Annotated in this window: 21 protein-coding genes; 20 read left to right on the forward strand and 1 reads right to left on the reverse strand. The window is 66.6% G+C overall.

The genetic code is table 11. From position 1 onward, the window contains the following. Nucleotides 1-177: 177 nt before the first annotated feature. The 15 genes from F7Q96_RS14590 (at nt 178) to F7Q96_RS14660 (ending at nt 14,681) form a co-directional block, all read left to right on the forward strand. On the forward strand, nt 178-1,182 hold the full coding sequence (locus tag F7Q96_RS14590) for a tripartite tricarboxylate transporter substrate binding protein BugE (RefSeq protein ID WP_151022884.1): 1,005 nt from the start codon (nt 178-180) through the stop codon (nt 1,180-1,182). Then, a complete protein-coding gene (locus tag F7Q96_RS14595) occupies nt 1,182-2,036 on the forward strand; it encodes an N-formylglutamate amidohydrolase (RefSeq protein ID WP_053822844.1) in 855 nt (284 codons plus the stop codon). The genes F7Q96_RS14590 and F7Q96_RS14595 overlap by 1 nt, the downstream gene beginning before the upstream one ends. A 300-nt stretch (nt 2,037-2,336) precedes the next feature. Next, on the forward strand, nt 2,337-4,280 hold the full coding sequence (mnmG, locus tag F7Q96_RS14600) for a tRNA uridine-5-carboxymethylaminomethyl(34) synthesis enzyme MnmG (RefSeq protein ID WP_053822843.1): 1,944 nt from the start codon (nt 2,337-2,339) through the stop codon (nt 4,278-4,280). Then, nucleotides 4,281-5,033: a 16S rRNA (guanine(527)-N(7))-methyltransferase RsmG gene (gene rsmG, locus F7Q96_RS14605; RefSeq protein ID WP_082371577.1), complete on the forward strand. Its 753-nt coding sequence runs from the start codon at nt 4,281-4,283 to the stop codon at nt 5,031-5,033. A 25-nt stretch (nt 5,034-5,058) separates the two neighbouring features. Then, nucleotides 5,059-5,841: a ParA family protein gene (locus F7Q96_RS14610; protein ID WP_006579397.1), complete on the forward strand. Its 783-nt coding sequence runs from the start codon at nt 5,059-5,061 to the stop codon at nt 5,839-5,841. Nucleotides 5,842-5,875: 34 nt separating this feature from the next. Then, on the forward strand, nt 5,876-6,778 hold the full coding sequence (locus F7Q96_RS14615) for a ParB/RepB/Spo0J family partition protein (protein WP_053822842.1): 903 nt from the start codon (nt 5,876-5,878) through the stop codon (nt 6,776-6,778). A 348-nt stretch (nt 6,779-7,126) separates the two neighbouring features. Beyond that, nucleotides 7,127-7,603 carry an ATP synthase subunit I gene (locus tag F7Q96_RS14620; RefSeq protein WP_151022921.1) on the forward strand — a complete coding sequence of 159 codons (477 nt, stop codon included), beginning with the start codon at nt 7,127-7,129 and terminating at the stop codon, nt 7,601-7,603. 263 nt (nt 7,604-7,866) lie between these two features. Continuing rightward, nucleotides 7,867-8,730, forward strand: coding sequence for a F0F1 ATP synthase subunit A (gene atpB / locus F7Q96_RS14625; protein WP_053823245.1), 864 nt, complete (start codon nt 7,867-7,869; stop codon nt 8,728-8,730). Between the two features lie 75 nt (nt 8,731-8,805). Further along, nucleotides 8,806-9,072, forward strand: a complete 267-nt coding sequence (atpE, locus tag F7Q96_RS14630) for a F0F1 ATP synthase subunit C (RefSeq protein ID WP_006579745.1) — start codon at nt 8,806-8,808, stop codon at nt 9,070-9,072. A gap of 98 nt (nt 9,073-9,170) precedes the next feature. Then, nucleotides 9,171-9,641 carry a F0F1 ATP synthase subunit B gene (locus tag F7Q96_RS14635; RefSeq protein WP_006579746.1) on the forward strand — a complete coding sequence of 157 codons (471 nt, stop codon included), beginning with the start codon at nt 9,171-9,173 and terminating at the stop codon, nt 9,639-9,641. Nucleotides 9,642-9,643: 2 nt separating this feature from the next. Then, nucleotides 9,644-10,186 carry a F0F1 ATP synthase subunit delta gene (locus tag F7Q96_RS14640; protein WP_053822841.1) on the forward strand — a complete coding sequence of 181 codons (543 nt, stop codon included), beginning with the start codon at nt 9,644-9,646 and terminating at the stop codon, nt 10,184-10,186. 41 nt (nt 10,187-10,227) lie between these two features. Beyond that, nucleotides 10,228-11,769, forward strand: a complete 1,542-nt coding sequence (gene atpA / locus F7Q96_RS14645) for a F0F1 ATP synthase subunit alpha (RefSeq protein WP_006579748.1) — start codon at nt 10,228-10,230, stop codon at nt 11,767-11,769. Nucleotides 11,770-11,852: 83 nt separating this feature from the next. Next, a complete protein-coding gene (gene atpG, locus F7Q96_RS14650) occupies nt 11,853-12,728 on the forward strand; it encodes a F0F1 ATP synthase subunit gamma (protein ID WP_053822839.1) in 876 nt (291 codons plus the stop codon). Nucleotides 12,729-12,773: 45 nt separating this feature from the next. Continuing rightward, the gene (atpD, locus tag F7Q96_RS14655; protein ID WP_023264072.1) at nt 12,774-14,177 is read left to right on the forward strand and encodes a F0F1 ATP synthase subunit beta; all 1,404 of its coding nucleotides are present in this window, start codon (nt 12,774-12,776) and stop codon (nt 14,175-14,177) included. Between the two features lie 87 nt (nt 14,178-14,264). After that, nucleotides 14,265-14,681, forward strand: a complete 417-nt coding sequence (locus F7Q96_RS14660; protein WP_006579588.1) for a F0F1 ATP synthase subunit epsilon — start codon at nt 14,265-14,267, stop codon at nt 14,679-14,681. A 325-nt stretch (nt 14,682-15,006) separates the two neighbouring features. Here the strand turns inward: F7Q96_RS14660 and F7Q96_RS14665 are convergent, their stop codons facing one another. Beyond that, nucleotides 15,007-15,255, reverse strand: a complete 249-nt coding sequence (locus F7Q96_RS14665) for a hypothetical protein (RefSeq protein ID WP_144425856.1) — start codon at nt 15,253-15,255, stop codon at nt 15,007-15,009. 117 nt (nt 15,256-15,372) lie between these two features. Between F7Q96_RS14665 and F7Q96_RS14670 the strand changes: the two genes are divergently transcribed. The 5 genes from F7Q96_RS14670 to putA all read left to right on the forward strand — a co-directional run bounded on the left by F7Q96_RS14670 (nt 15,373) and on the right by putA (nt 25,278). Then, nucleotides 15,373-15,798, forward strand: coding sequence for a CoA-binding protein (locus F7Q96_RS14670; RefSeq protein WP_053822838.1), 426 nt, complete (start codon nt 15,373-15,375; stop codon nt 15,796-15,798). Between the two features lie 116 nt (nt 15,799-15,914). Beyond that, nucleotides 15,915-16,877, forward strand: coding sequence for an alpha/beta hydrolase (locus tag F7Q96_RS14675; RefSeq protein ID WP_053823244.1), 963 nt, complete (start codon nt 15,915-15,917; stop codon nt 16,875-16,877). Nucleotides 16,878-16,978: 101 nt separating this feature from the next. Beyond that, nucleotides 16,979-18,079, forward strand: coding sequence for a uroporphyrinogen decarboxylase (gene hemE / locus F7Q96_RS14680; protein ID WP_053822837.1), 1,101 nt, complete (start codon nt 16,979-16,981; stop codon nt 18,077-18,079). A 547-nt stretch (nt 18,080-18,626) separates the two neighbouring features. Continuing rightward, nucleotides 18,627-21,029 (forward strand): primosomal protein N', encoded by a 2,403-nt coding sequence (locus tag F7Q96_RS14685; RefSeq protein WP_249041683.1) that lies wholly within the window; start codon nt 18,627-18,629, stop codon nt 21,027-21,029. A 241-nt stretch (nt 21,030-21,270) separates the two neighbouring features. Beyond that, entirely contained in the window at nt 21,271-25,278 is a 4,008-nt protein-coding gene (putA, locus tag F7Q96_RS14690; RefSeq protein WP_053822836.1) for a trifunctional transcriptional regulator/proline dehydrogenase/L-glutamate gamma-semialdehyde dehydrogenase, read from the forward strand. The last annotated feature ends 32 nt before the right edge of the window (nt 25,279-25,310 follow it).

Below are 25,310 nucleotides of genomic sequence, written 5' to 3' on the forward strand. Positions count from 1 at the left end.
ACGGGCACGCATCTGCGGTGCCGTGACAATGAACTTTGGTAATGGAAGCGTGCAATATAGTCGTTTGTGCACGCTCGGTAAACTGGCCGACACTTGACGCGTCGCGGGGCATCGTTGGCCCCTCAATCGGCCCTGTCCGCCACATAAACACAAGGCAATTCCAAGGAGAACATCGCCATGAATCGAGCCGTGACGACGCGTCGTCGCTTTGTGCTGTCCACCGTCACCACCGCCATCGCCGCCGCCGTGCTGCTGCCCGCGGCGGCCGCCGCCGCGCCGGCCAACTATCCCAGCCGCCCGATCCGCCTGATCGTGCCGTTTGCCGCCGGCGGCTCCACCGATCTGTCGGCGCGCCTGGTCGCCGAGTACGCCGGCCGGGAGCTCGGCCAGTCGATCGTGGTCGAGAACAAGGGCGGGGCAGGGGGCTCGCTCGGCATGGGCGAGGTCGCCCGTTCGGCACCGGACGGCTACACGATCGGAATGGCCACGGTCAGCACGCACGGGTCGAACCCCGCCGTCTATCCGAAGCTGAGCTACGACCCGATCAAGGACTTCGTGCCCGTCACCAATGTCGTGGCGATCCCCAGCGTATTCGCGGTCCATCCGAGCGTGCCGGCCAAGACCATGAAGGAGTTCATCGCGCTGGCCAAGGCCAACCCGGGCAAGTACAGCTTCGCCTCGCCGGGCGCCGGCTCGCTGGGCCATGTGAATATCGAGAACTTCATGATGCTGTCGGGTATCGATCTGCTGCATGTGCCGTACAAGGGCGCAGGCCTGGCGCTGAACGATGCGGTCGCCGGGCAGGTCAACGCGATCACCGACAACCTGTCGTCGACGCTGCCGCACGTCAAGGGCGGCCGACTGCGCGCGCTGGCCGTGCTGGGTGCGGGCCGCTCGGCCCAGCTGCCGGACGTGCCGACCTACGCCGAGCTCGGCTTCAAGGACATGGGCGAGGGCGGCTGGTTCGGCATCGTCGCACCGGCGGGCACGCCGGCTCCCGTGGTGGCCAAGCTGAACGCCGCAATCCACAAGGCGATCCAGAACCCGGACTTCAAGCGCAAGGTCGAGGAATCCGGCGGCACGCTGGTACCGACCACGCCCGAGCAGTTCAAGGCCCAGATCGAGCAGGCGATGGCCCGCTACGCGCGCGTGGCCAAGGCCGCCAAGATCGAGCTGAACTGATGGCAGCGGCGTTCGAACCCATCGTCTGCCGCCTGCCCGAGGGCGAACCGCTGCCGCTGGTCTGCGATTCGCCTCACAGCGGCACGCGCTATCCGGAAGACTTCGGTGCCGCCGTGCCGATGGCACGGCTGCGCGAAGGGGAGGATACCCACGTCGACGCGTTGTGGGAGGCGGTACCGGCGGTCGGCGGCACGCTGATCGCCGCGAATTTCCCGCGCGTCTATATCGACCCGAACCGGATGCCGGATGACCTCGACCCGGCACTGCTGGACGCGCCGTGGCCCGAGCCGCTGGCCCCGGGAGAGAAGACGCGGCTGGGCTTCGGCCTGGTATGGCGCAACATCGACGCCGATACGCCGATCTACGCGCGCAAGCTCGGCGTGGCGGAGGTGCGCAACCGGATCGAGCACTACTACCGGCCGTACCATGCGGCGCTCGCGGAAGCGGTGGATGCGACTTACCGCCGCTTCGGCGCGGTCTGGCATCTGAACCTGCACTCGATGCCGAACAATGCCTATGAGCGGCTGAAGAAGGTCAGCCCGCATCCGTTGGCGGACTTCGTGCTGGGCGACCGCGATGGCACGACCTGCGATCCGGAGTTTGTCGGGCTGATCGAGTCGGGCCTGCGCGACATGGGCTATACCGTGGCTCGCAATGATCCGTACAAGGGCGTGCAGCTGATCGCGCAGATCGGCAGGCCGGCGGAGCGCCGCCACAGCCTGCAGATCGAGATCCGCCGTCCGCTGTACATGGACGAGCGCACCCGGGAACGCAATGCCAACTTCGGCACGGTGCAGCGGGATATGGGGCGGTTGTTGGAGCGGGTCGCAGACTATTTGCGGCGGCAGCGATAAGTCCTCGGAGCCCGGGATGGGTCTGTGGCGTCGCATCGCCGCGGAGACGGTAAAAGGCTGGGCCGGTGGCCCGGCCTTTTTTGTTTCACGTGGAACACCCTGGCGGAAGCGGCTGTCCCATGTTTCACGTGAAACAGGCGGTGACGGGATATGACTTATGCCTTGTTTCACGTGAAACACGCCCTCGCGGAAGCACAATGTTTCACGTGGAACGGGCGTGTGTCCGGAATGCCCCAATGAATGCCGGTATAATTCGGCATCCCGTTTTTCCCTCTCCAGCCTCCCGGAGGAGGTGCCCCCATGCTTTACCCGAAAGAATTCGATGTCATTGTCGTCGGCGGTGGCCATGCCGGCACCGAAGCGGCCTTGGCCGCGGCCCGCATGGGCTGCCAGACGCTGCTGCTGACCCATAGCATCGAGACGCTCGGGCAGATGAGCTGCAATCCGTCGATCGGCGGCATCGGCAAGGGGCATCTGGTCAAGGAAGTCGACGCACTTGGCGGCGCGATGGCGGCCGCCACCGACGAGGCCGGCATCCAGTTCCGCATTCTGAACTCCAGCAAGGGTCCGGCCGTGCGTGCCACACGCGCTCAGGCAGACCGTGTGCTGTACCGCAAGGCCATCCGCACCCGGCTGGAGAACCAGCCGAATCTGATGCTGTTCCAGCAGGCCGTGGACGACCTGATGGTCGAGGGCGATCGCGTGGTTGGCGCGGTGACGCAGGTCGGCATCCGCTTCCGCGCGCGCGCGGTGGTGCTGACCGCCGGTACGTTCCTCGACGGCAAGATCCACGTAGGCCTGGACAACTACACCGGCGGCCGCGCCGGCGATCCTGCCGCGGTGACGCTGTCGGCCCGGCTCAAGGAACTGAAGCTGCCGCAGGGCCGGCTGAAGACCGGCACGCCGCCGCGCATCGATGGCCGTACCATCGACTTCTCGGTGATGGAAGAACAGCCCGGCGATCTCGATCCGGTGCCGGTCTTCTCGTTCCTGGGGCGCCCGGAACAGCATCCGCAACAATTGCCGTGCTGGATTACCCACACCAATGCCCGTACCCACGAGATCATCCGTGGTGGGCTGGACCGCTCGCCGATGTACACCGGCGTGATCGAAGGGGTGGGGCCGCGTTATTGCCCCAGCATCGAGGACAAGATCCATCGCTTTGCCAGCAAGGAAAGCCACCAGATCTTCCTGGAGCCGGAAGGGCTGACGACGAACGAGTTCTATCCCAACGGCATCTCGACCAGCCTGCCGTTCGATGTGCAGCTCGAGCTCGTGCATTCGATCCGCGGTCTCGAGAACGCGCATATCCTGCGTCCCGGCTATGCAATCGAGTACGACTACTTCGATCCGCGCGCGCTGAAGGCGTCGCTGGAGAGCAAGGCGATCGGCGGGCTGTTCTTCGCCGGCCAGATCAATGGCACCACCGGCTACGAAGAAGCCGCGGCCCAAGGGCTGCTGGCAGGCATCAACGCCGGCCGCTATGCGCAGGAGCGCGAGGCCTGGGCGCCGCGCCGCGACCAGGCGTACCTGGGCGTGCTGGTGGACGACCTGATCACCCGTGGCGTGACCGAGCCGTACCGGATGTTCACCAGCCGGGCCGAATTCCGCCTGAGCCTGCGCGAGGACAACGCCGATATGCGGCTGACCGAGATCGGCCGGGAGCTTGGCGTGGTCGACGACGCGCGCTGGGACGCCTTCAACCGGAAACGCGACGCTGTTTCACGTGAAACAGAGCGCCTGAAGAGCACCTGGGTCAACCCGGCAAGCCTTCCGGCGGCGGACGCGCTGCCGTTGCTGGGCAAGGCGATCGAGCGCGAATACAGCCTGGCGGACCTGCTGCGGCGTCCGGGTGTCGGCTACGAGGCGCTGATGGCGCTGCAGGGCGGCCGCCATGCGCCGGACGCTCCGCTGGCCGACGACCCGCTGCAGGCCGAACAGATCCGCGAGCAGATCGAGATCGGCATCAAGTATCACGGCTATATCGCCCGCCAGGCCGCCGAGGTCGACAAGCTGGAGGCCAACGAATCGACCCGGCTGCCGGACGACTTCGACTACACCGAAGTGCGCGGCCTCGGCTTCGAGGTCAGCCAGAAGCTGAACCAGCACCGTCCGCAGACGCTGGGCCAGGCCTCGCGTATCTCGGGCGTCACGCCGGCGGCGATCTCGCTGCTGCTGGTACATCTGAAGAAGAAGGGCATGGGGCGCGGCAAGACGGCCGGCTCGGGCCGCGAGGCGGCCTGAGTGAGCGGTCCGCACGTATCCCAGGCGCGGCGCCACGGCGCGGTCGACGAGGCCGTGCAGCGCCGCCGCCTCGAGGCGGGCCTGGCCGCGATCGGCCTGCCGCTCGACGGCGCCCGCATCGAGACGCTGCTCGCCTATCTGGCGCTGCTGCGCAAATGGAACGCCACCTATAACCTGACCGCGATCCGCCATCCGGACGAGATGCTGACGCATCATCTGCTGGATTCGCTGGCCGCGGTGCCGGCGCTTTCCGATGCCGCACGCCGGCCCGAGGTTGCGCCAGGCGCGCGGGGCAGGGTGCTCGACGTCGGCTCGGGCGGCGGCATGCCGGGCCTGCCGCTGGCGATCGCCTGCCCCGACGTGTCGGTGCTGATGGTCGACATCGTGCAGAAAAAGACCGCCTTCCTGACCCAGTGCCGCGCGCAACTGCGGCTGGCCAATGCTTCGGCGCATTGGGGGCCGGTGGAAAAGCTGGCCGATGCCGAGGGCTTCGCCGTGATCACGTCGCGAGCCTTCGCCGAACTGGCCGATTTCGTCACGCTCGCCGGCCATCTGCTGGCGCCCGGCGGCCGCCTGATTGCGATGAAGGGAGTCTATCCGCACGCCGAGCTGGAGCAGATGGAGCAGGCCGGACTGATGTCCGCCTGGCAGGTCGAAGCGGTGCCGCAGCTGGCGGTGCCCGAACTGGACGCGCAGCGCCACCTGGTGGTGCTGTCGCGCCGTGGCGAGCGCAGCGAAGCGCGCGCCGACTGAATACAAGCGAGGAGCTGCAGAACCCATGGCAAAGGTATTCGTGATCGCAAACCAGAAGGGCGGGGTGGGCAAGACGACCACCACGGTGAACCTCGCCGCTGGCCTTGCCGCACAAGGGCAGCGCGTGCTGCTGGTCGATCTCGATCCGCAAGGCAATGCGTCGATGGGTTCGGGTATCGACAAGCAGGGGCTGCAGCACAGCGTCTATCAGGTGCTGGTCGGCTTTGCCACGATCCCGCAGGCGCGCCAGCGTTCGGAGTCCGGCAAGTACGACGTGCTGCCGGCAAACCGGGAACTGGCCGGTGCCGAAGTCGAACTGGTCGAGCTCGAGCACCGCGAACGCCGGCTGCGGCAGGCGCTGGCCGAGGTCGAAGGCGAGTACGATTTCGTGCTGATCGATTGTCCGCCGTCGCTGTCGCTGCTGACGCTGAACGGCCTGTGCGCCGCCCATGGCGTGATCGTGCCGATGCAGTGCGAATATTTCGCGCTCGAAGGGCTGTCCGACCTCGTCAATACGATCAAGCAGGTACACGCGAATCTGAACAAGGACCTGAAGGTAATTGGCCTGTTGCGCGTGATGTTCGATCCGCGAGTAACGCTGCAGCAGCAGGTCTCGGCCCAGCTGGAAGCGCATTTCGGCGACAAGGTGTTCAAGACGATGATCCCGCGCAATGTCCGGCTGGCCGAGGCGCCGTCGTACGGCATGCCGGGCGTGGCCTTCGATCCCGCGTCGAAGGGCGCCAAGGCCTACCTCGATTTCGGCGCCGAGATGATCGCGCGCGTCAAGCAACTGGGCCAGATCGCCTGAGCCGGCGAGCGGCAGCAAGCAAGGAGCCACCACCATGAGTACCGCGAAGAAGAAGGGCCTGGGCCGTGGGCTGGAAGCCCTGCTGGGCGGCCCGGCGGAGATCGTCGAGGCGGCGCGCCAGGAGGGCGCGCCGACCGTGCTGCGCGTCGACCAGCTGCAACCCGGCAAGTACCAGCCGCGTACGCGGATGGACGAGGGCGCGCTGCAGGAGCTCGCCGCCAGCATCCGCGCGCAGGGCCTGATGCAGCCGATCCTGGTGCGGCGCGTGGCCGAGCCGGACCGCTACGAGATCATCGCCGGCGAGCGGCGTTTCCGGGCCTCCAAGCTGGCGGGCCTGGACAAGGTGCCGGTGCTGATCAAGGACGTGGCAGACGAGGCCGCGGCGGCGATGGCGCTGATCGAGAACATCCAGCGCGAGGACCTGAATCCGCTGGAAGAGGCGCAAGGCATCATGCGCCTGATCCGCGAATTCAAGTTCACCCACGAGCAGGCCGCCGAGTCGGTCGGCCGTTCGCGCAGCGCCGTGTCGAATCTGCTGCGGCTGCTGAACCTGGCGCAGCCGGTGCAGACCATGCTGATGGCAGGCGACCTCGACATGGGCCATGCGCGCGCGCTGCTGGCGGTGGACGGCGCGCATCAGATCACGCTGGCCAACCAGATCGTCAACAAGCGGCTGTCGGTGCGCGAGACCGAGAAGCTGGTGACCTCGACGTTGAAGCCGTTCGATCTGAAATCGCTGAAGCAGAAGACCGGCCAAGGCGCGCGCGACGTCGCGCGGCTGGAGGAGGAGCTGTCCGACGCGCTCGGCATGCCGGTGCAGATCAAGCTCGGCGCGCGCGGCAAGGGCCAGCTGACGATCCAGTTTTCCAGCAACGATGCGCTCGACGGTGTGCTCGCCCGCCTGCGCGAACCGGCCGCGGGGCGGCAGGTGGCGTGATCACGGGTGGGCGATGATCGCCCAACGGAATAAAGCGAATGGCGTCGGGTCCTTCCCCCGACGCCATTTTTTTGCTACGCAATCCGATTACGTCTCAGGTCATTGCCGCGCAATATCCGCGCAAGCATGATCGAAGCGAGATAGCAAGAGTTGTGGTGTTTTACCTTGCAAGGCAACTGTAAGCAGATTGACTCGTTATCCGCATTCCCCGTAAAATCGTGCGGTTTGAATACTGGCCGAGGACGAAAAGTTCCTGGTCAGAACTGCAAGCAGGCAGACCGACAAGTTGTAGTGGCGACAGACCCCAAGCCGCCTCGTGCGGGATCGAATACCGACCGTGCCGAGCGGATTTCCGAGCGTCAGCCGGATGACTGGGATCAGGACGACTGGCGCGACGACGATGAGCGTCCCGCCCCGATCCGGCCCCTGTCGCACGACGATGCGGTATCGCTGTTCGGCGAACGGGCACTGCGGCCGTCGCGGATGACGCCAGGCAAGGTGGTGCTGGCGCAAGTCGCGGTGACGCTGTTGTCGGCGATCGGCTGGGCGGTGTTCGGGCCCGAGGCCGGACCGTATGGCTGGTCGGCGCTGTTCGGCGGTGCGGTGTGCTGCGTGCCGAGCGCGTTCTTTGCCTTCCGGCTGTGGCTCGCGCGGGACCGTGCGTCGATCGGCGGACTGGTGGTCGGCGAGGCGATCAAGGTCCTGGCCACCGTCGCGCTGTTCGTGCTGGTGGTGGTGCTGTACCGCGATCTGCGTTGGGTGCCGATGCTCGTCACGTTCCTGCTTGCATTGAAGACGTACTGGGTGGCGCTGGCGATTCGATAGCCATTCGTTTCGTCGAATTGCGGAACGCCATGCCCCGAACCGGTGCCGCGTTGTTCTGATTCAGGGCAATTGAGGGCCGGTTTCGAGAAAACAAGGTTTGGATGTCGCACCGATCCGGAATCGGGCGCGGCGTCGGGAAGTAACGAAGCGTCTTGCATTGCGGTGACCGGCCGACGAGCCGAAGGCGGTGCAAGAAGCATACCGAGTGTTCGCGATGGCGAATGCCGGTCAAACAGGTTTCGCAATATACGGTTCGATTCGACATGGCAACTGCTCAAGGCGCTGAAAACGCGCTCACCCCATCCGGCTATATCGCCGAACATTTGCAGAACCTGAATTCGATCGGCGGCAAGCAGGCCTCCGTGGTCGACTTCAGCGTGATCAATTACGACACCGTGATCTGGTCGGTGCTGTGCGGCGCGATCGCCGTGCTGTTCCTGTACATGGCCGCGCGCCGTGTCACCGCCGGCGTGCCGGGCCGCTTCCAGGCCTTCGTCGAGATGATCGTCGAGATGGTCGACGACCAGGCCAAGGGCATCATCCACGGCGACCGCTCGTGGATCGCGCCGCTCGCACTGATGGTGTTCTGCTGGATCACCATGATGAACGCGATCGACCTGATCCCGGTTGACTGGGTCCACGGCCTGAACCACCTGCTGGGCGTGTTCGGCTTCCACCTGCCGCACCACAAGGCCGTCGCGACCGCCGACCTGAACGGCACGCTGGGCATGTCGTTTGCCGTGCTGATCCTGATGATCTACTACAGCTTCAAGATCAAGGGCGCGGGCGGCTTCGCGCACGAGCTGCTGTCGGCCCCGTTCGGCGGCAAGTGGTACCTGGCCCCGTTCAACCTGGTGCTGAACATCATCGAATTCCTGGCCAAGGCCGTTTCGCTCGGCATGCGACTGTTCGGCAATATGTACGCCGGCGAACTCGTGTTCCTGCTGATCGCGCTGCTGGGTTCGATGTGGACCTTCGGCGCCGACCTGTCGGCACTGGGCTTCATCGGCCACGTGATTGCCGGCGCGGTCTGGGCGATCTTCCACATCCTGATCGTGCTGCTGCAGGCCTTCATTTTCATGATGCTGACGCTGGTGTATCTGGGCCAGGCACACGACAAGCACTGATCAAGCACTGATTTCCGTTTTTTTGGTTTTTGGTTTTTTTGGTTCTAAGTCTCTTCTCAAATTAAAGGAGTCGTCATGCAAGAATTTCTCGCCAACATCCAGGGTCTGACCGCCATCGGTATCGGCATCATCATCGGCCTGGGCGCGATCGGTGCCTGCCTGGGTATCGCTCTGATGGGTGGCAAGTACATCGAAGCCTGCGCGCGTCAGCCGGAACTGATGAACCCGCTGCAGACCAAGATGTTCCTGCTGGCCGGCCTGATCGACGCGGCATTCCTGATCGGTGTGGGTGTGGCCATGCTGTTCGCGTTCGCCAACCCGCTGCTGGCCGTCATTCAGTAAATCTTTTCGGTCTGCATGATGCTGACGGGCGGCGCAGGCCACTAGCCTGGCCGCCTTTGCGCATTTATCTGTAGTTTGATTACCGAAAGGAACACACCATGAATCTGAACGCAACGTTTTTTGCGCAGATGGTCGTGTTCTTCATCCTGTGGTGGGTTGTCGCCAAATTCATTTGGCCGCCGCTGGTGAAGGCGCTCGACGAACGCGCAAAGAAAATCGCCGACGGTCTCGCGGCTGCCGAAAAGGGCAAGGCCGAACTCGAGCTGGCCAACAAGCGCGTGGACGTGGCTCTGGCCGAAGCCCGCGCCGAAGGTGCGCAGCGCGTCGCCGACGCGGAGAAGCGCGCCCAGATGGTCGCCGAAGAGATCAAGCAAAACGCCCAGGCCGAAGCCGCACGCATCATCGCGCAAGCGAAGGCGGACGCCGAGCAGCAGGTCACCAAGGCACGCGAGCAGCTGCGCGACCAGGTCGCCGTGCTGGCCGTCAAGGGTGCAGAGCAGATCCTCAAGCGTGAAGTGAATGCGCAGGTCCACGCCGACCTGCTCAACCAACTGAAGGCCGAGCTCTAATCATGGCAGAAACCGCAACCATTGCCCGTCCCTACGCCGAGGCGCTGTTCCGCGTCGCCAGCGAGGCCAACGCCGGCAATCTGGGTGCATGGTCCGAGCTGGTTTCGGAAATGGGGCAGGTCGCGGCCACCCCGGAGATCAAGGCGCTGGCCGACGATCCGAACGTTCCCGGCGACAAGCTGGCCGAACTGTTCCTGTCGGTGCTGAAGTCTCCGGTCAACGACGAGGCGCGCCGCTTCGTGCAGTTGCTGGTGGACAACGACCGCCTGACCGTGCTGCCGGAGATTGCCGAGCAGTTCCATGCGCTGAAGAACGCCCAAGAAGGTTCGGCCGACGTCGAAATCACCAGCGCGTTCCCGCTCGACGGCGCGCCGCTGACCGATCTGGTCGCCTCGCTCGAACGCAAGTTCGGGCGCAAGCTGGTGCCGACCGTGACGGTCGACCCCTCGCTGATCGGCGGCGTTCGCGTCAAGGTGGGCGACGAAGTGCTGGACACCTCGGTGCGCGCGCGCCTGGCCGCCATGCAAGCCGCGCTGACCGCCTGATGCGCGGACAGCCGACGGATTGAAGAATTAGGAGCATTGTGATGCAACTGAACCCCTCAGAAATCAGCGAGCTGATCAAGTCCCGCATCTCGGGCCTTGGCGCCGAAGCTGAAGTGCGCAATACCGGCACGGTGATCTCCGTGACCGATGGCATCTGCCGCGTGCACGGCCTGTCCGGCGTGATGCAGGGCGAGATGCTGGAATTCCCCGGCAACACCTTCGGCCTGGCGCTGAACCTCGAGCGCGACTCTGTCGGCGCCGTGGTGCTGGGCGACTACGAGCACATCTCGGAAGGCGACCAGGTCAAGTGCACCGGCCGCATTCTGGAAGTGCCGGTGGGCAAGGAACTGCTGGGCCGCGTGGTCAACACGCTGGGCCAGCCGATCGATGGCAAGGGCCCGATCAACGCCAAGCAGACCGACGTGATCGAGAAGGTCGCCCCGGGCGTGATCGCGCGCCAGTCGGTGAGCCAGCCGGTGCAGACCGGCCTGAAGTCGATCGACGCGATGGTGCCGATCGGCCGCGGCCAGCGCGAGCTGATCATCGGCGACCGCCAGACCGGCAAGACCGCTGTCGCCGTCGACGCGATCATCAACCAGAAGGGCAAGGGCGTCTTCTGCGTCTACGTCGCAATCGGCCAGAAGGCTTCGACGATCGCCAACGTGGTGCGCAAGCTGGAAGAGACCGGCGCGATGGAATACACCGTCGTGGTGGCCGCCGCCGCTTCGGATTCGGCCGCCATGCAGTACCTGGCCGCCTACGCCGGCTGCACGATGGGCGAGTACTTCCGCGATCGCGGCGAAGACGCGCTGATCGTCTATGACGACTTGACCAAGCAGGCCTGGGCCTATCGCCAGGTGTCGCTGCTGCTGCGCCGCCCGCCGGGCCGCGAAGCCTACCCGGGCGACGTGTTCTACCTGCACTCGCGTCTGCTGGAGCGCGCCGCGCGCGTCAACGCCGACTACGTCGAGAAGTTCACCAATGGCGAAGTCAAGGGCAAGACCGGTTCGCTGACCGCGCTGCCCGTGATCGAAACGCAGGCCGGCGACGTGTCCGCGTTCGTGCCGACCAACGTGATCTCGATTACCGACGGCCAGATCTTCCTGGAAACCGACCTGTTCAACGCCGGTATCCGCCCCGCGATCAACGCCGGTATCTCGGTGTCGCGCGTCGGTGGCGCCGCCCAGACCAAGGTCATCAAGAAGCTGTCCGGCGGTATCCGTACCGACCTGGCCCAGTACCGTGAACTGGCTGCGTTCGCGCAGTTCGCCTCGGACCTGGACGATGCCACCCGCAAGCAGCTCGAGCGCGGCCGCCGCGTGATGGAACTGCTCAAGCAGCCGCAATACCAGCCGCTGCAGGTGTGGCAGCTGGCCGCGTCGCTGTACGCCGCCAACAATGGCTTCCTCGACAACGTGGAAGTGAAGGACATCCTGCCGTTCGAAAAGGGCCTGCACGACCACCTGAAGACCAAGTACGCCGATCTCGTCAACCGTATCGAAGACACCAAGGATCTGTCGAAGGACGACGAAGCCGCCCTGCGTGCCGCGATCGAGGATTTCAAGAAGTCCGCCGCGTTCTAACCGCGTGATTCCACGGACCGCGCAACCGGCCTGCGCCTGAAAGGGACGGCAGCCGGAGGCGCGGCACGACTGGAGAGGAAGATATGGCCGGAACGAAAGAGATTCGAACCAAGATCAAGAGCGTGCAGAACACGCGCAAGATCACCAAGGCGATGGAAATGGTCGCCGCATCCAAGATGCGCAAGGCGCAGGAGCGGATGCGGGCTGCCCGTCCGTACGCCGAGAAGGTGCGCAACATTGCCGCGCACCTGGCCACGGCCAACCCGGAGTTCAAGCATCCGTTCCTGCAGGCGCGCGAAGTCAAGCGCGCCGGCTTGATCGTGGTGACGACCGACAAGGGGCTGTGCGGCGGCCTGAACACCAACGTGCTGCGCGCCGTCACCAACGAACTGCGCGAATGGCAGAACCGCGGTGTGCAGGTGCAAAGCACCGCGATCGGCACCAAGGGCATGCAGTTCTTGGGCCGCGTTGGCGCCAAGGTGGTCTCGCACGTGGTGCACCTGGGCGATACGCCGCATCTGGAAAAGCTGATCGGCGCGATCAAGGTCCAGCTCGACGCCTTCACCAATGGTGAGGTGGACGCCGTGTACCTGGCGTACACGAAGTTCGTCAACACCATGAAGCAGGAGCCGATGGTCGAGCAGCTGCTGCCGCTGTCCGCCGAGCGGATGGCGCAGACCGAAGAGGAAAAGCGCGCTTACTCGTGGGATTACATCTACGAGCCCGACGCCCAGACGGTGGTGGAAGACCTGCTGGTCCGCTACGTCGAAGCGCTGGTGTACCAAGCCGTGGCCGAGAACATGGCGTCCGAGCAATCGGCACGCATGGTGGCCATGAAGGCGGCGTCCGACAACGCCAAGAACGTGATTGCAGAACTGCAGCTGGACTACAACAAGACCCGCCAGGCAGCGATCACCAAGGAATTGTCGGAAATCGTCAGCGGTGCGGCAGCCGTGTAACTGACGAGACTGGGCGTCAAGAATTCAAGCTATCGGAGATACGAAATGAGTATCGGAAATATTGTGCAGTGTATTGGCGCCGTGGTGGACATCGAGTTCCCCCGCGACGCGCTGCCGAAGGTGTACGACGCGCTGGTGCTGGAAGAGAGCAACGAAGCGTCGTTCGCCGAGAAGGGCCTGACCTTCGAAGTGCAGCAGCAGCTCGGTGACGGCGTGGTCCGTACCATCGCGCTGGGCTCGTCCGACGGCCTGCGCCGCGGCATGGCCGTGAAGAACACCGGCGCGCCGATTTCGGTGCCGGTCGGCCACGGCACGCTGGGCCGCATCATGGACGTGCTGGGTCGTCCCATCGACGAAGCCGGCCCGATCGCCGCGGACGAAGTGCGCGCGATTCACCAGAAGGCCCCGCAGTTCGACGAGCTGTCGCCTTCGGTCGACCTGCTCGAAACCGGCATCAAGGTGATCGACCTGGTCTGCCCGTTTGCCAAGGGCGGCAAGGTCGGCCTGTTCGGCGGTGCCGGCGTCGGCAAGACCGTCAACATGATGGAGCTGATCAACAACATCGCCAAGCAGCACAGCGGCTTGTCGGTGTTCGCCGGCGTGGGCGAGCGTACCCGTGAAGGGAACGACTTCTACCACGAAATGAAGGACTCGAACGTGCTCGACAAGGTGGCCATGGTGTTCGGCCAGATGAACGAGCCGCCGGGCAACCGTCTGCGCGTGGCGCTGACCGGCCTGACCATGGCAGAGCGCTTCCGCGACGAAGGCCGCGACATCCTGTTCTTCGTCGACAACATCTACCGCTACACGCTGGCCGGTACCGAAGTGTCGGCACTGCTGGGCCGTATGCCTTCCGCCGTGGGCTATCAGCCGACGCTGGCCGAAGAAATGGGCAAGCTGCAGGAGCGCATCACGTCGACCAAGACCGGCTCGATCACCTCGATCCAGGCCGTGTACGTGCCGGCGGATGACCTGACCGACCCGTCGCCTGCTACCACCTTCCTGCACCTGGACTCGACCGTCGTGCTGTCGCGTGACATCGCCGCGCTGGGTATCTACCCCGCCGTCGACCCGCTCGACTCGACCTCGCGTCAGCTGGACCCGCAGATCGTCGGTACCGAGCACTACGAAGTGGCCCGCCGCGTCCAGCAGACGCTGCAGCGCTACAAGGAACTGCGCGACATCATCGCGATTCTGGGCATGGACGAACTGTCGCCGGAAGACAAGCTGGCCGTGGCGCGTGCACGGAAGATCCAGCGTTTCCTGTCGCAGCCCTTCCACGTCGCGGAAGTGTTCACGGGTTCGCCGGGCAAGTACGTGCCGCTGAAGGAAACCATCCGCGGCTTCAAGATGCTGGTGGACGGCGAGTGCGATCACCTGCCCGAGCAGGCGTTCTACATGGTCGGCTCGATCGACGAAGCCTTCGAGAAGGCCAAGAAGCTCCAGTAAGCCTCGCCATGCGACGGCGCGCCGGCACGGTCTGCGTGCACGGGCGCGCCGCCGTTGCAAGCGAAGCGACTGGACAAAGGAATTCACATGGCAACCATTCTTGTAGACGTCGTCAGCGCGGAAGCCTCGATCTTCTCCGGCCAGGCGAAGTTCGTGGCGCTGCCGGGCGAGTCGGGTGAGCTGGGCATCCTGCCCGGACACACGCCGCTGATCACGCGCATCCATCCGGGTGCGGTGCGGATCGAGAAGGAAGACGGCAGCGAAGAGTTCGTGTTCGTCGCCGGCGGCATTCTGGAAGTCCAGCCCAAGCACGTCACCGTGCTGGCCGACACCGCGATCCGTGGCGCCGACCTCGACGAGGCCAAGGCGCAGGAAGCAAAGCGCGCGGCCGAGGAGCTGCTGCAGAACCAGAGCAGCGAATTCGATCTGGCGCGTGCGCAGAGCGAGCTGGCGGTCGCCGCTGCCCAGCTGGCGGCCATCGCGCGTCTGCGCCGGAAGAAGTAAGCAGGACCGGTTCGGGCGTTGCTTTTTCGTCAGCGCGAAGGAAAAAGGCAGCCGCGAGGCTGCCTTTTTTCATCATGCGAGCTATGCTGTTGGCTGAAGTCAGACAAACACTGACAAAAAACTAAAACGACAAAAAAAAGCGCGCGGGCCGGGGAGGCTCCGCGCGGACGGGAAAATCCCTTCGAGGGGTCAATTCGAAGGAACGGGTTCGGTCGGGCGACGTGTAGCGTGTCCTGTTGCATGGACAGCCTGTCTTGCAGGCTTCGCTACCGTTCGCCAGAACCGGCATCCGACCGGGCGCCGATTTCACTACTATTCGCGCCGTCTATCGGGACACCGGCAATACATCCTGCTGCTGGGCTTTCTTCAGCGCGCCTTGGGCTCTCTGGCTTGCGGCGCCGTCACAAAGTTCACAATGTGTCAAAGCATTGTGGGGGAAACTTCCCCTGATGGCAGTAACAAAGTGTATCGGTTTGCAAGTAGTTGAAAGCGAAAAGACGGCAAATTCGCCGCAATAGCCACAAAAATAGGCCCACTCTGTTGGCTGCCGCACGCTGGCATCGTTCTGGTGCATGACTATTTCCGTTTCGGCACTGCTGGTCCCCTCACCTCGTCGGGGTTGACGCCGGGTGCGTGCACCGGCAGTGTTCCATCGCAACGGGCGACATGCCCGGTTGTCGAGGAGCACTGAATGGACACCCTGCAGGCCGATATTGACGGCATGTTGAAGCTGCGCACGGTCGCCGTGGTCGGCCTGTCCGACAAGCCCGAGCGCGCCAGCCACGAGGTGGCCGCCTTTCTGCAGCGGCATGGTCACAGGATCGTGCCCGTCAATCCCAACCACGCCGGCGACTCCATCCTGGGCGAGCGCTGCCATGCCTCGCTGCAGGACGCCGCGCGCGCGTTGGCGGCGGAGGGCGCGCGCATCGACTGGGTCGATATCTTCCGGCGCTCGCCCGATGTGCCGCCGGTCGTGGACGACGCGATTGCGATCGGCGCACGGGGCGTGTGGCTGCAACTCGGCATCGTCAATGATGCGGCCGTAGTCCGTGCGAAGAACGCCGGCCTGATGGCGGTGCAGGATCGCTGCAGCAAGATCGAATCGATGCGCGCTTGAGCGGCGTCGTCGCCTATCATTCGGGCCTTCGATTCGAGCATTCGATTCGCGCCTTCGAATCGACCCCCTCGCATTCCGTCCTTTTACTTCCCTTCACGTTTGCTGCCCAGCGCGCCATGGCCATCGACCCAGACCTGCTTGCCTACTATCGCGGACTTGCCGAGCGTTTCGCCGGCGCGCCGGTGCCCGTCGACGCGGCGCAGCGGCGCGCCCGCTTCCGCGAAGTCGCGGCGCTGTCGTATCGGCCCGATCCGGATGGCCTATCCGTCTCGGAGTTGCCGATCGCGCTCGCGGGCAGGACGTTGAGCGCGCGCCAGTTCCGTCCCGCGGCGGTGGACAAGCCGCGCCTGCTGGTCTATTTCCATGGCGGCGGCTGGGTCGTCGGTTCGCACGACACCCACCACGGCGTCGCCGCGGCACTGGCGCTCGATACCGGCTGCGCGGTCGTCAGCGTCGACTACCGGCTGGCGCCGGAGCACCCCTATCCCGCGCCCTGCGACGACGCGCTCGATGCGCTGCGCTGGCTGGCGCAGCGGCGCGACGCACTCGATGTCGATCCGGGTTTTCTCGCTGTCGCCGGCGACAGCGCTGGCGGCCATCTTGCAGCACAGGCCGCGGCATTGGCCAATGCCGATACGCCGGGCCTGGTGCGTGCGCAGCTGCTGATCTATCCGGTCACGGCACCGCGTTTCGCCAGCGAGAGCTATCGCGCCTTCGCGTCCGGGCCGGGCCTGACCCGCGACGAAATGGCGTGGTACTGGGCGCAGTTCATCGGCGAAGCGCGGCTGGCGGACGGTTCCGCGATCGACGATCCCCGCCTGCATCTGATGGCGCCGCCGCCCGGCGGCTCCCGACCGGTTCCTCCGTCGACGGTGGTACTGGTCGCGGCTCACGACGTGCTGCGCGACGACGGCCTGGCGTACGCCGATCATCTGGTCCGCGAAGGCGCCGCGGTGATCACCATCGAAGCCAGCGGCATGACCCATGGCTTCGCACGCCTGCAAGGCGAGTCGCCGCGCGCACGGGAATGGATGCGGCGCGGTGCCCAGGCCTTTGCGCAGCTGCTGGACGAGCAGTGAGTCCGGCAAGACGGCGCGCGGTATCATGGCGCCGCAATACCGCCGATACTGCCGGCGGCGGTGTGGCGATCCCGTAGAATGGCGGGCTGACGAGGACCGCCATGACCGCACTGCAAAACGACATCTTCCTGCGCGCGCTGCGCCGCCAGCCGACCGAATACACGCCGCTATGGCTGATGCGCCAGGCCGGGCGCTACCTGCCCGAGTACAACGCCACGCGCGCACGAGCCGGCAGCTTTCTGGGCCTGGCGAAGAATCCGGCCTTTGCCACCGAAGTCACGCTGCAGCCGCTCGACCGCTTCCCGCTCGACGCCGCGATCCTGTTCTCGGACATCCTGACCGTACCCGACGCGATGGGCCTGGGCCTGTCGTTTGCCCAGGGCGAAGGTCCGCGCTTTGCGCGGCCGCTGCGAACCGAGGCCGATGTGGCCAAGCTGGCGGTGCCCGACATGGGCGAGCTGCAATATGTGTTCGATGCGGTCGCCTCGATCCGCCGCGCGCTGGTGCAGGACGGCCGCCAGCGCGTGCCGCTGATCGGCTTCTCCGGCAGTCCGTGGACGTTGGCCTGCTACATGGTCGAAGGCGGCGGCTCCGATGACTTCCGGCTGGTCAAGGGCATGATGTATGCCCGTCCGGACCTGATGCACCGGATCCTCGAGATCAATGCGCAGGCCGTGTCCGCCTATCTGAACGCACAGATCGAGGCCGGGGCCCAGGCCGTGATGCTGTTCGATACCTGGGGCGGCACGCTGGCTGACGGCATGTACCAGCGCTTCTCGCTCGACTACATGCGCCGGGTCATTGCCGGCCTGCGCCGCGAGCAGCAGGGCGAGAGCGTGCCGGTGATCGTCTTTACCAAGGGCGGCGGCCTGTGGCTGGAACAGCTGGCTGACAGCGGCGCCGACGCCATCGGCCTCGACTGGACCGTCAACCTGGCCGCAGCGCGCCGGCGCACCGCAGGCCGCGTGGCGCTGCAGGGCAATCTCGATCCGACCGTGCTGTTCGCGGACGAGGCCGGCATCCGCGAACAGGCCCGCCGCGTGCTGGACGACTACGCGGCCGGTGGCGGCAGCGACGGCCATGTCTTCAACCTCGGACATGGCATCTCGCAATTCACGCCGCCGGAAAGCGTGTCGGTGCTGGTGGACGAAGTGCATCGCCACAGTCGCGCCCTGCGGCAGCGTGGCGGCGCGGGGGCATAGGCGGCCGGCTGCTGCAGCCGGTCTGGGCTGCCGGTTCGTGCATATGCGGGGCGCCATCATGGCGCTTCGGTGATGAATCGGTGCCTGTCAAGGCTTGACTTATGCACACAAATGGGCTTTCCGCAGTGCACGAGCGGGTAATTACTTAACACGATCGGGGGATATTGCTAAGTCATTGATTTTTAATGACTTGACAGCAGGCACCAGAGCGTGGTCGTGACCCAGAAAGCCTTGTTTCGCGCGCCTTGGCGGCAAGTCGGCCCAAGTTTTCAACAAAGTTATCCACAGGCGATGTGGAGAGATGGGAAAACTGGTCATCTATCATCGACTTAGCCCCACATTTGAAGTTTTACTTTAAGTTGATGCTGCACTGCACCCAACGGGCGGCGCGTCGCCGCCGTGCTCCCGACATCGCGCCGCCGATGCACAGTCTCGGAGACGATGTGTCGGGTATGGTGCACACTCTGGCGGCGGCCGTCCCGGTCTGCCGTCCTGGCCTGCGCTGATCGTGTCGCCCCCGTCTTCCCCCCCGGCAAGCTCGCCGTCACTGACCGAAGCCGAAATCGAAGGCGCCGCGGCGCCGCTGGTGCAGATCGCGCTGGACACGCCCGCCGACGACCGCTTCGACTATCTGAACGCCGATCTGGACGGCGGCCTCGTCCGTCCGGGCGAGGTCGTGGCCGTGCCGTTCGGCCGGCGCGAGATGGTGGGCGTCGCCATTGCGGGCACCGATCGCAGCGAGGTACCGGCCGACCGTCTGCGCCCGGTCTCGCAGCGGCTGGCGTGGCTGCCGCCGCTCAATGCGCACTGGCTGGCGCTGGCCGCCTTTGCGGCCGCCTATTACCACCGGCGGCTGGGCGAGGTGATCCTGCCCGCCTTGCCGCCCGGTTTGCGCGACGCGCAGACGTGGCCGCGGCTGGCGGCACGCGCGCGCACCGAGCGCTTCCGTCTGCGCGACGGCTGTGCCGAGGTGCTGCTGGTCACGGTGCCGCCGCGCGCGCGTTCGGTCGGCGCACTGGCAAAGGCGCTGATCGATGCCGCCTCGCAAGGGCAGTGGTTGACCCAGCAAGGCGCCCGCGCGCTCTGCACGGCCGCGCCGGCGCGCCTTGCGCAGTGGACGGAGGCAGGCTGGGTCGAGCGCGAGACGGTGGACCGGCCGCTGCTGACGGCCGCCGAGCCGCAGGAATCCACCGGGCAGGGCGAGCCGGGCGAACCGGGCAGTCCGGATGAACCGGCCAATACGGCGGCGGCATCGACAGCGCCCACACCGTCAGTCACCCCATCGCCAGCCACCCCATCGCCAGTCTCGCCGATCCCCGCGCTGCACCCGGAACAGCGCCAGGCCGTCGACGCCATCGCCGCCGCTACCGGCTTCGCGCCGTTTCTGCTGCACGGCGTGACCGGCAGCGGCAAGACCGAGGTCTACCTGCACGCGATCGCGGCAACGCTGGCCCGCGACCCGGCCGCGCAGGTGCTGATGCTGGTGCCGGAAATCAATCTGACGCCGCAGCTGCAGGCACGCATCGCGGCGCGCTTTCCGGCCGCGCCGCTGGCTGTGCTTCACAGCGGCATGGCCGACCAGGAGCGCACGCTGCACTGGCTGGCCGCGCATCGCGGCGAGGCGCGCATCGTGCTGGGCACGCGGATGGCAGTGATGGCGTCGCTGCCGGCGCTGGCGCTGATCGTCGTCGACGAGGAGCACGACACCTCGTACAAGCAGCAGGAAGGCCTGCGCTATTCGGCCCGCGACCTGGCGGTCTGGCGCGCCAAGCAACTCGCCATCCCGGTGGTGCTGGGCTCGGCCACGCCGTCGATGGAGTCCTGGTGGCGCGCCGAGCAGGGGGCCTACCGCAAGCTGGTACTGCGCGAGCGCGCGCAGGCGGAGGCGGTGCTGCCGACGGTGCGGCTGATCGATCTGAACCATGAGCGGCAGCGCCAGCGGCCGCTGTACGAGGGCCTGTCGGCGCCGCTGCTGCAGGCGATCGAGGCGCGCCTGGCCCGTGGCGAGCAGAGCCTGCTGTTCCTGAACCGGCGCGGCTACGCACCGGTGATCGCCTGCGACAGCTGCGGCTGGCTGTCCGGCTGTCCGCGCTGCTCGGCGTACCTGGTGCTGCATCGTCCCGAGCGCTGCCTGCGCTGTCATCACTGCGGCTTCGAGGCCCGCATCCCGCACCACTGCCCCGACTGCGGCAACGTCGACATCGCCCCGCTGGGCCGCGGCACGCAGCGGATCGAGGAGGCGCTGGCCGCGCGCTTCCCGCAGGCGCGGATCGCGCGCATCGACGCCGATTCGACGCGCCGCAAGGGCAGTGCGCAGGCAATGTTCGACGAGGTCCACGCCGGCGAGGTCGACATCCTGGTCGGTACCCAGATGATCGCCAAGGGCCACGACTTCCAGCGCGTGACGCTGGTCGGCATCGTCCATCCCGACGCGGCGATGTTCAGCCACGACTTCCGCGCGGCCGAGCACCTGTTCGCCTCGCTGATGCAGGTGTCGGGCCGTGCGGGGCGCGCCGGCCTGGCGGGCGAGGTGCTGATCCAGACCCGGTATCCGGACGCGCCCGCGCTGCAAGCTTTGGTACGGCACGACTACGACGGCTTCGCCGCCACGCAGCTGCGCGAACGCCGGCAGGCCGGGCTGCCGCCTTTCGTCCATCAGGTGCTGGTGACGGCCGAGCACGGCCAGTTGCAACGGGCGCTGGATTTCCTGCATGCCGCCCGCGACCGCGCCGACGGCATTGCCTTGGGCGCCGAGGTGCAACTGCACGATCCGGTACCGATGTCGATGGTGCGCATCGCCAACCGCGAGCGTGCCCAGATGCTGCTCGAAAGCGGCTCCCGCATGGCGCTGCAACGCTTTGTCGGAGAGTGGACGCAAACTTTCGGCGAGGTTGGGGCCACCGTCAAAGGGGTGCGCTGGCAGTTGGAGATCGACCCGCTGCGGATCTGAGGCAGGGTCCTGGAAGGCCCGGACATCCGGACCGGCCGGATTCATGGTGCAACCGCAAGACATCGGCACATCCGACGTGGTTGCACTAATGGGTGATACCAGGTTGCACCCTAGCTTTCTTCGAGGTTATGATCGCTCCAGTTTGCGTCACATCACGCGACTTCCGCACCGACCATTCCGGCCCGCATGACGCTGGCCGGGCACCGAGGGCGGCAAGCGCGTCCCTCGGAGATCTCCTCGCATGGCCACCACCACCCTCGGCGTCAAGCTCGACGACGCCTCCCGCGACCGCCTGAAGCGCGTCGCCCAGTCGATCGATCGGACGCCGCACTGGCTGATCAAGCAGGCGATCTTCTCCTACCTCGAGCAGATCGAGCGCGGACAGGCGCCGCACGAGATCAACGGCAGTGGCCAGCCCGAGAACGATGGCGCCGACACGCTGGAGGCGGTCGCCGGCGAGGGCGCGCCGCAGCCATTCCTCGAATTCGCCCAAAGCATCCAGCCCCAGTCGGTGCTGCGCGCCGCCATCACCTCCGCCTACCGCCGGCCCGAGACCGACTGCGTGCCGGTGCTGCTCGAGCAGGCCCGCTTGCCGCAGCAGCAGGCCGACGCCGCGCTGGCAATGGCCAGGAAGCTGGCCCTGAATCTGCGCCAGCAGAAGGTCGGCAGCGGCCGCGAAGGACTGGTGCAGGGGTTGATCCAGGAATTCTCGCTGTCGTCGCAGGAAGGCGTGGCGCTGATGTGCCTGGCCGAGGCGCTGCTGCGCATTCCCGACAAGGCCACGCGCGACGCGCTGATCCGCGACAAGATCAGCGGCGCCAACTGGCAGTCGCACCTGGGCCAGAGCCCGTCGCTGTTCGTCAACGCCGCGACCTGGGGCCTGCTGGTGACCGGCAAGCTGGTGTCGACCCACAACGAGGCGGGCCTGACCCGCGCACTGACCCGCATCATCGGCAAGGGCGGCGAGCCGCTGATCCGCAAGGGCGTCGACATGGCGATGCGGCTGATGGGCGAGCAGTTCGTCACCGGCGAGACCATTTCGGAAGCGCTGGCCAACGCGCGCAAGTACGAGGCCCAGGGCTTCCGCTATTCGTACGACATGCTGGGCGAGGCGGCGATGACCGAGGCCGACGCGCAGCGCTACCTGGCTTCCTACGAGCAGGCCATCCACGCGATCGGCCAGGCGTCGCGCGGCCGCGGCATCTACGAGGGCCCGGGCATCTCGATCAAGCTGTCGGCCCTGCATCCGCGCTACAGCCGCGCCCAGCACGAGCGCGTGCTCGGCGAGCTGTACGGGCGGCTCAAGTCGTTGACGCTGCTGGCCCGCCAGTACGACATCGGCATCAATATCGACGCCGAGGAAGCCGACCGGCTGGAGATCTCGCTGGACCTGCTGGAACGGCTCTGCTTCGAGCCCGAGCTGGCCGGCTGGAACGGCATCGGCTTCGTCGTGCAGGGCTACCAGAAGCGCTGTCCCTTCGTGATCGACTATCTGATCGATCTGGCGCGCCGCAGCCGTCATCGCCTGATGATCCGGCTGGTCAAGGGCGCCTACTGGGACAGCGAGATCAAGCGCGCCCAGGTCGACGGCCTGGAGGGCTATCCGGTCTACACGCGCAAGGTCTACACCGACGTGTCGTACCTCGCGTGCGCGCGCAAGCTGCTGTCGGTGCCCGACGCGATCTATCCGCAGTTCGCCACCCACAACGCGCACACGCTGGCCGCGATCTACCAGATCGCCGGCCATAGCTACTACCCCGGCCAGTACGAATTCCAGTGCCTGCACGGCATGGGCGAGCCGCTGTACGACCAGGTGGTCGGCCCGGTCGCCGAGGGCAAGCTGAACCGGCCGTGCCGGATCTACGCGCCGGTCGGCACGCACGAGACGCTGCTGGCCTACCTGGTGCGGCGCCTGCTGGAGAACGGCGCCAATACGTCCTTCGTCAACCGCATCGCCGACGACTCCGTCTCGCTGGACGAACTGGTGGCCGATCCGGTCGCGCAGGTCGAACGGATGCACAAGGAGGAGGGCACGCTGGGCCTGCCGCATCCGCGCATTCCGATGCCGCGCAGCCTGTACGGCAAGGCGCGCGCCAATTCGGCGGGCCTCGATCTGTCGAACGAGCATCGCCTGGCCTCGCTGTCGTCGGCGCTGCTGCATGGCGCGACCGAGCGCCTGAGCGCCGAGCCGATGCTGGGTGTCAGCGGCGTCGATGGCGTCGGCGGCGGCGAAACCGCGCCGGTGCTCAATCCTTCGGACCATCGCGATGTGGTCGGCCAGGTCACCGAGGCCAGCGCGGCCGATGTCGAGGCCGCGCTGCAGGCCGCGGTCAACGCCGCGCCGATCTGGCAGGCCACGCCGCCCGAGGTCCGCGCGGCCGCGCTGGAGCGCGCCGCCGATCTGATGGAAGCGCAGATGCAGGCGCTGATGGGCGTGATCATGCGCGAGGCCGGCAAGACGTTCTCGAACGCGATCGCGGAAGTACGCGAGGCGGTCGACTTCCTGCGCTACTACGCAGTGCAGGTGCGCGAGCATTTCTCGAACGACACGCACCGCCCGCTGGGACCGGTGGTCTGCATCAGCCCATGGAACTTCCCGCTGGCGATCTTCACCGGCCAGGTTGCCGCGGCGCTGGCTGCCGGCAACACGGTGCTGGCCAAGCCGGCCGAACAGACTCCGCTGATCGCGGCGCAGGCGGTACGCCTGCTGCGCGAGGCCGGCGTGCCGGCCGGCGCCGTGCAGTTGCTGCCGGGCCGCGGCGAGACAGTCGGCGCGGCGCTGGTCGGGGATGCGCGCGTCAAGGGCGTGATGTTCACCGGCTCGACCGAGGTCGCGCGGCTGCTGCAGCGCAACCTTGCCGGCCGCCTCGATGCCGCCGGCCGCCCGGTGCCGCTGATTGCCGAGACCGGCGGCCAGAACGGGATGATCGTCGACTCGTCGGCGCTGGCCGAACAGGTGGTCGCCGATGTCGTGACCTCAGCGTTCGATTCGGCCGGCCAGCGCTGCTCCGCGCTGCGCGTGCTGTGTCTGCAGGACGATGTCGCAGACCGCGTGCTGGAGATGCTCAAGGGCGCGATGGCCGAACTGACGATGGCCAACCCGGACCGTCTGTCGACCGATGTCGGCCCGGTGATCGACGAGGAGGCGCGCGCCGGCATCGTCAAGCATATCGAGGCGATGCGGGCCAAGGGCCGCCGCGTCCATCAGGCCGATCCGAACGCGGCGATGTCGGCCGCCTGCCGCCATGGCACCTTCGTGCCGCCGACGCTGATCGAGCTGAACCACATCGGCGAGCTGCAGCGCGAGGTGTTCGGCCCGGTGCTGCACGTGGTGCGCTACCAGCGGGCGCGCCTGGACGCGCTGCTCGACCAGATCAATGCCACCGGCTACGGTCTGACCATGGGCGTGCACACCCGCATCGACGAAACGATCGAACACATCGTCGCTCGCGCCCATGTCGGCAACCTCTACGTCAACCGCAATATCGTCGGCGCAGTGGTCGGCGTGCAGCCGTTCGGCGGCGAGGGCCTGTCGGGCACCGGTCCGAAGGCCGGCGGTCCGCTCTATCTGCACCGCCTGCTGTCGACCTGCCCGCAGGACGCATTCGTTGCCGTCGCCCTTGCCGCCGCCCGTCCCGCCGCGGCAGCCGACGCGCCGGCCGCGGAGCCGCGCGCGGTCCTGCGGCCCGAGGCCCAGGCCGCCTTCGACGCCTATCGCCAGTGGGCGGCGACGGCTGCCGCCATGCCGGAGCTGGCGCAGCAGTGCGAACGCTTTGCCGCCGCCTCGACCTCCGGCATGACGGTGACGCTGCCGGGCCCGACCGGCGAGCGCAATACCTACACGCTGCTGCCGCGCGACACCGTGCTGTGCCTGGCGCCGAACGAGGCGGATCTGGCCACGCAACTGGCCGCGGTGCTGGCGGTCGGCGCCGGCGTGTTGTGGCAGGACGTCGAACCCGCGCGCACGCTGTATGCGCGCCTGCCGAAGGCAGTACAATCGCGCGTCCGCGTGGTTGCCGACTGGACCGCGGCCGACGTGGCCTTCGATGCGGTGCTGCATCACGGCGATTCGGATCAGCTGCGCGCGGTATGCGAACAGGTCGCGCAGCGGCCCGGACCGATCGTCGGCGTGCAGGGGCTGGGCCATGGCGACACCGGCATCGCGCTGGAGCGTCTGCTGATGGAGCGCTCGCTGTCGGTCAATACCGCGGCGGCCGGCGGCAACGCGAGCCTGATGACGATCGGCTGACCGCAACGACTGACCGCCCGACCCGGTCGGAC

Source organism: Cupriavidus gilardii, from assembly GCF_008801915.1.
GTDB classification, from domain to species: Bacteria; Pseudomonadota; Gammaproteobacteria; order Burkholderiales; family Burkholderiaceae; genus Cupriavidus; species Cupriavidus gilardii.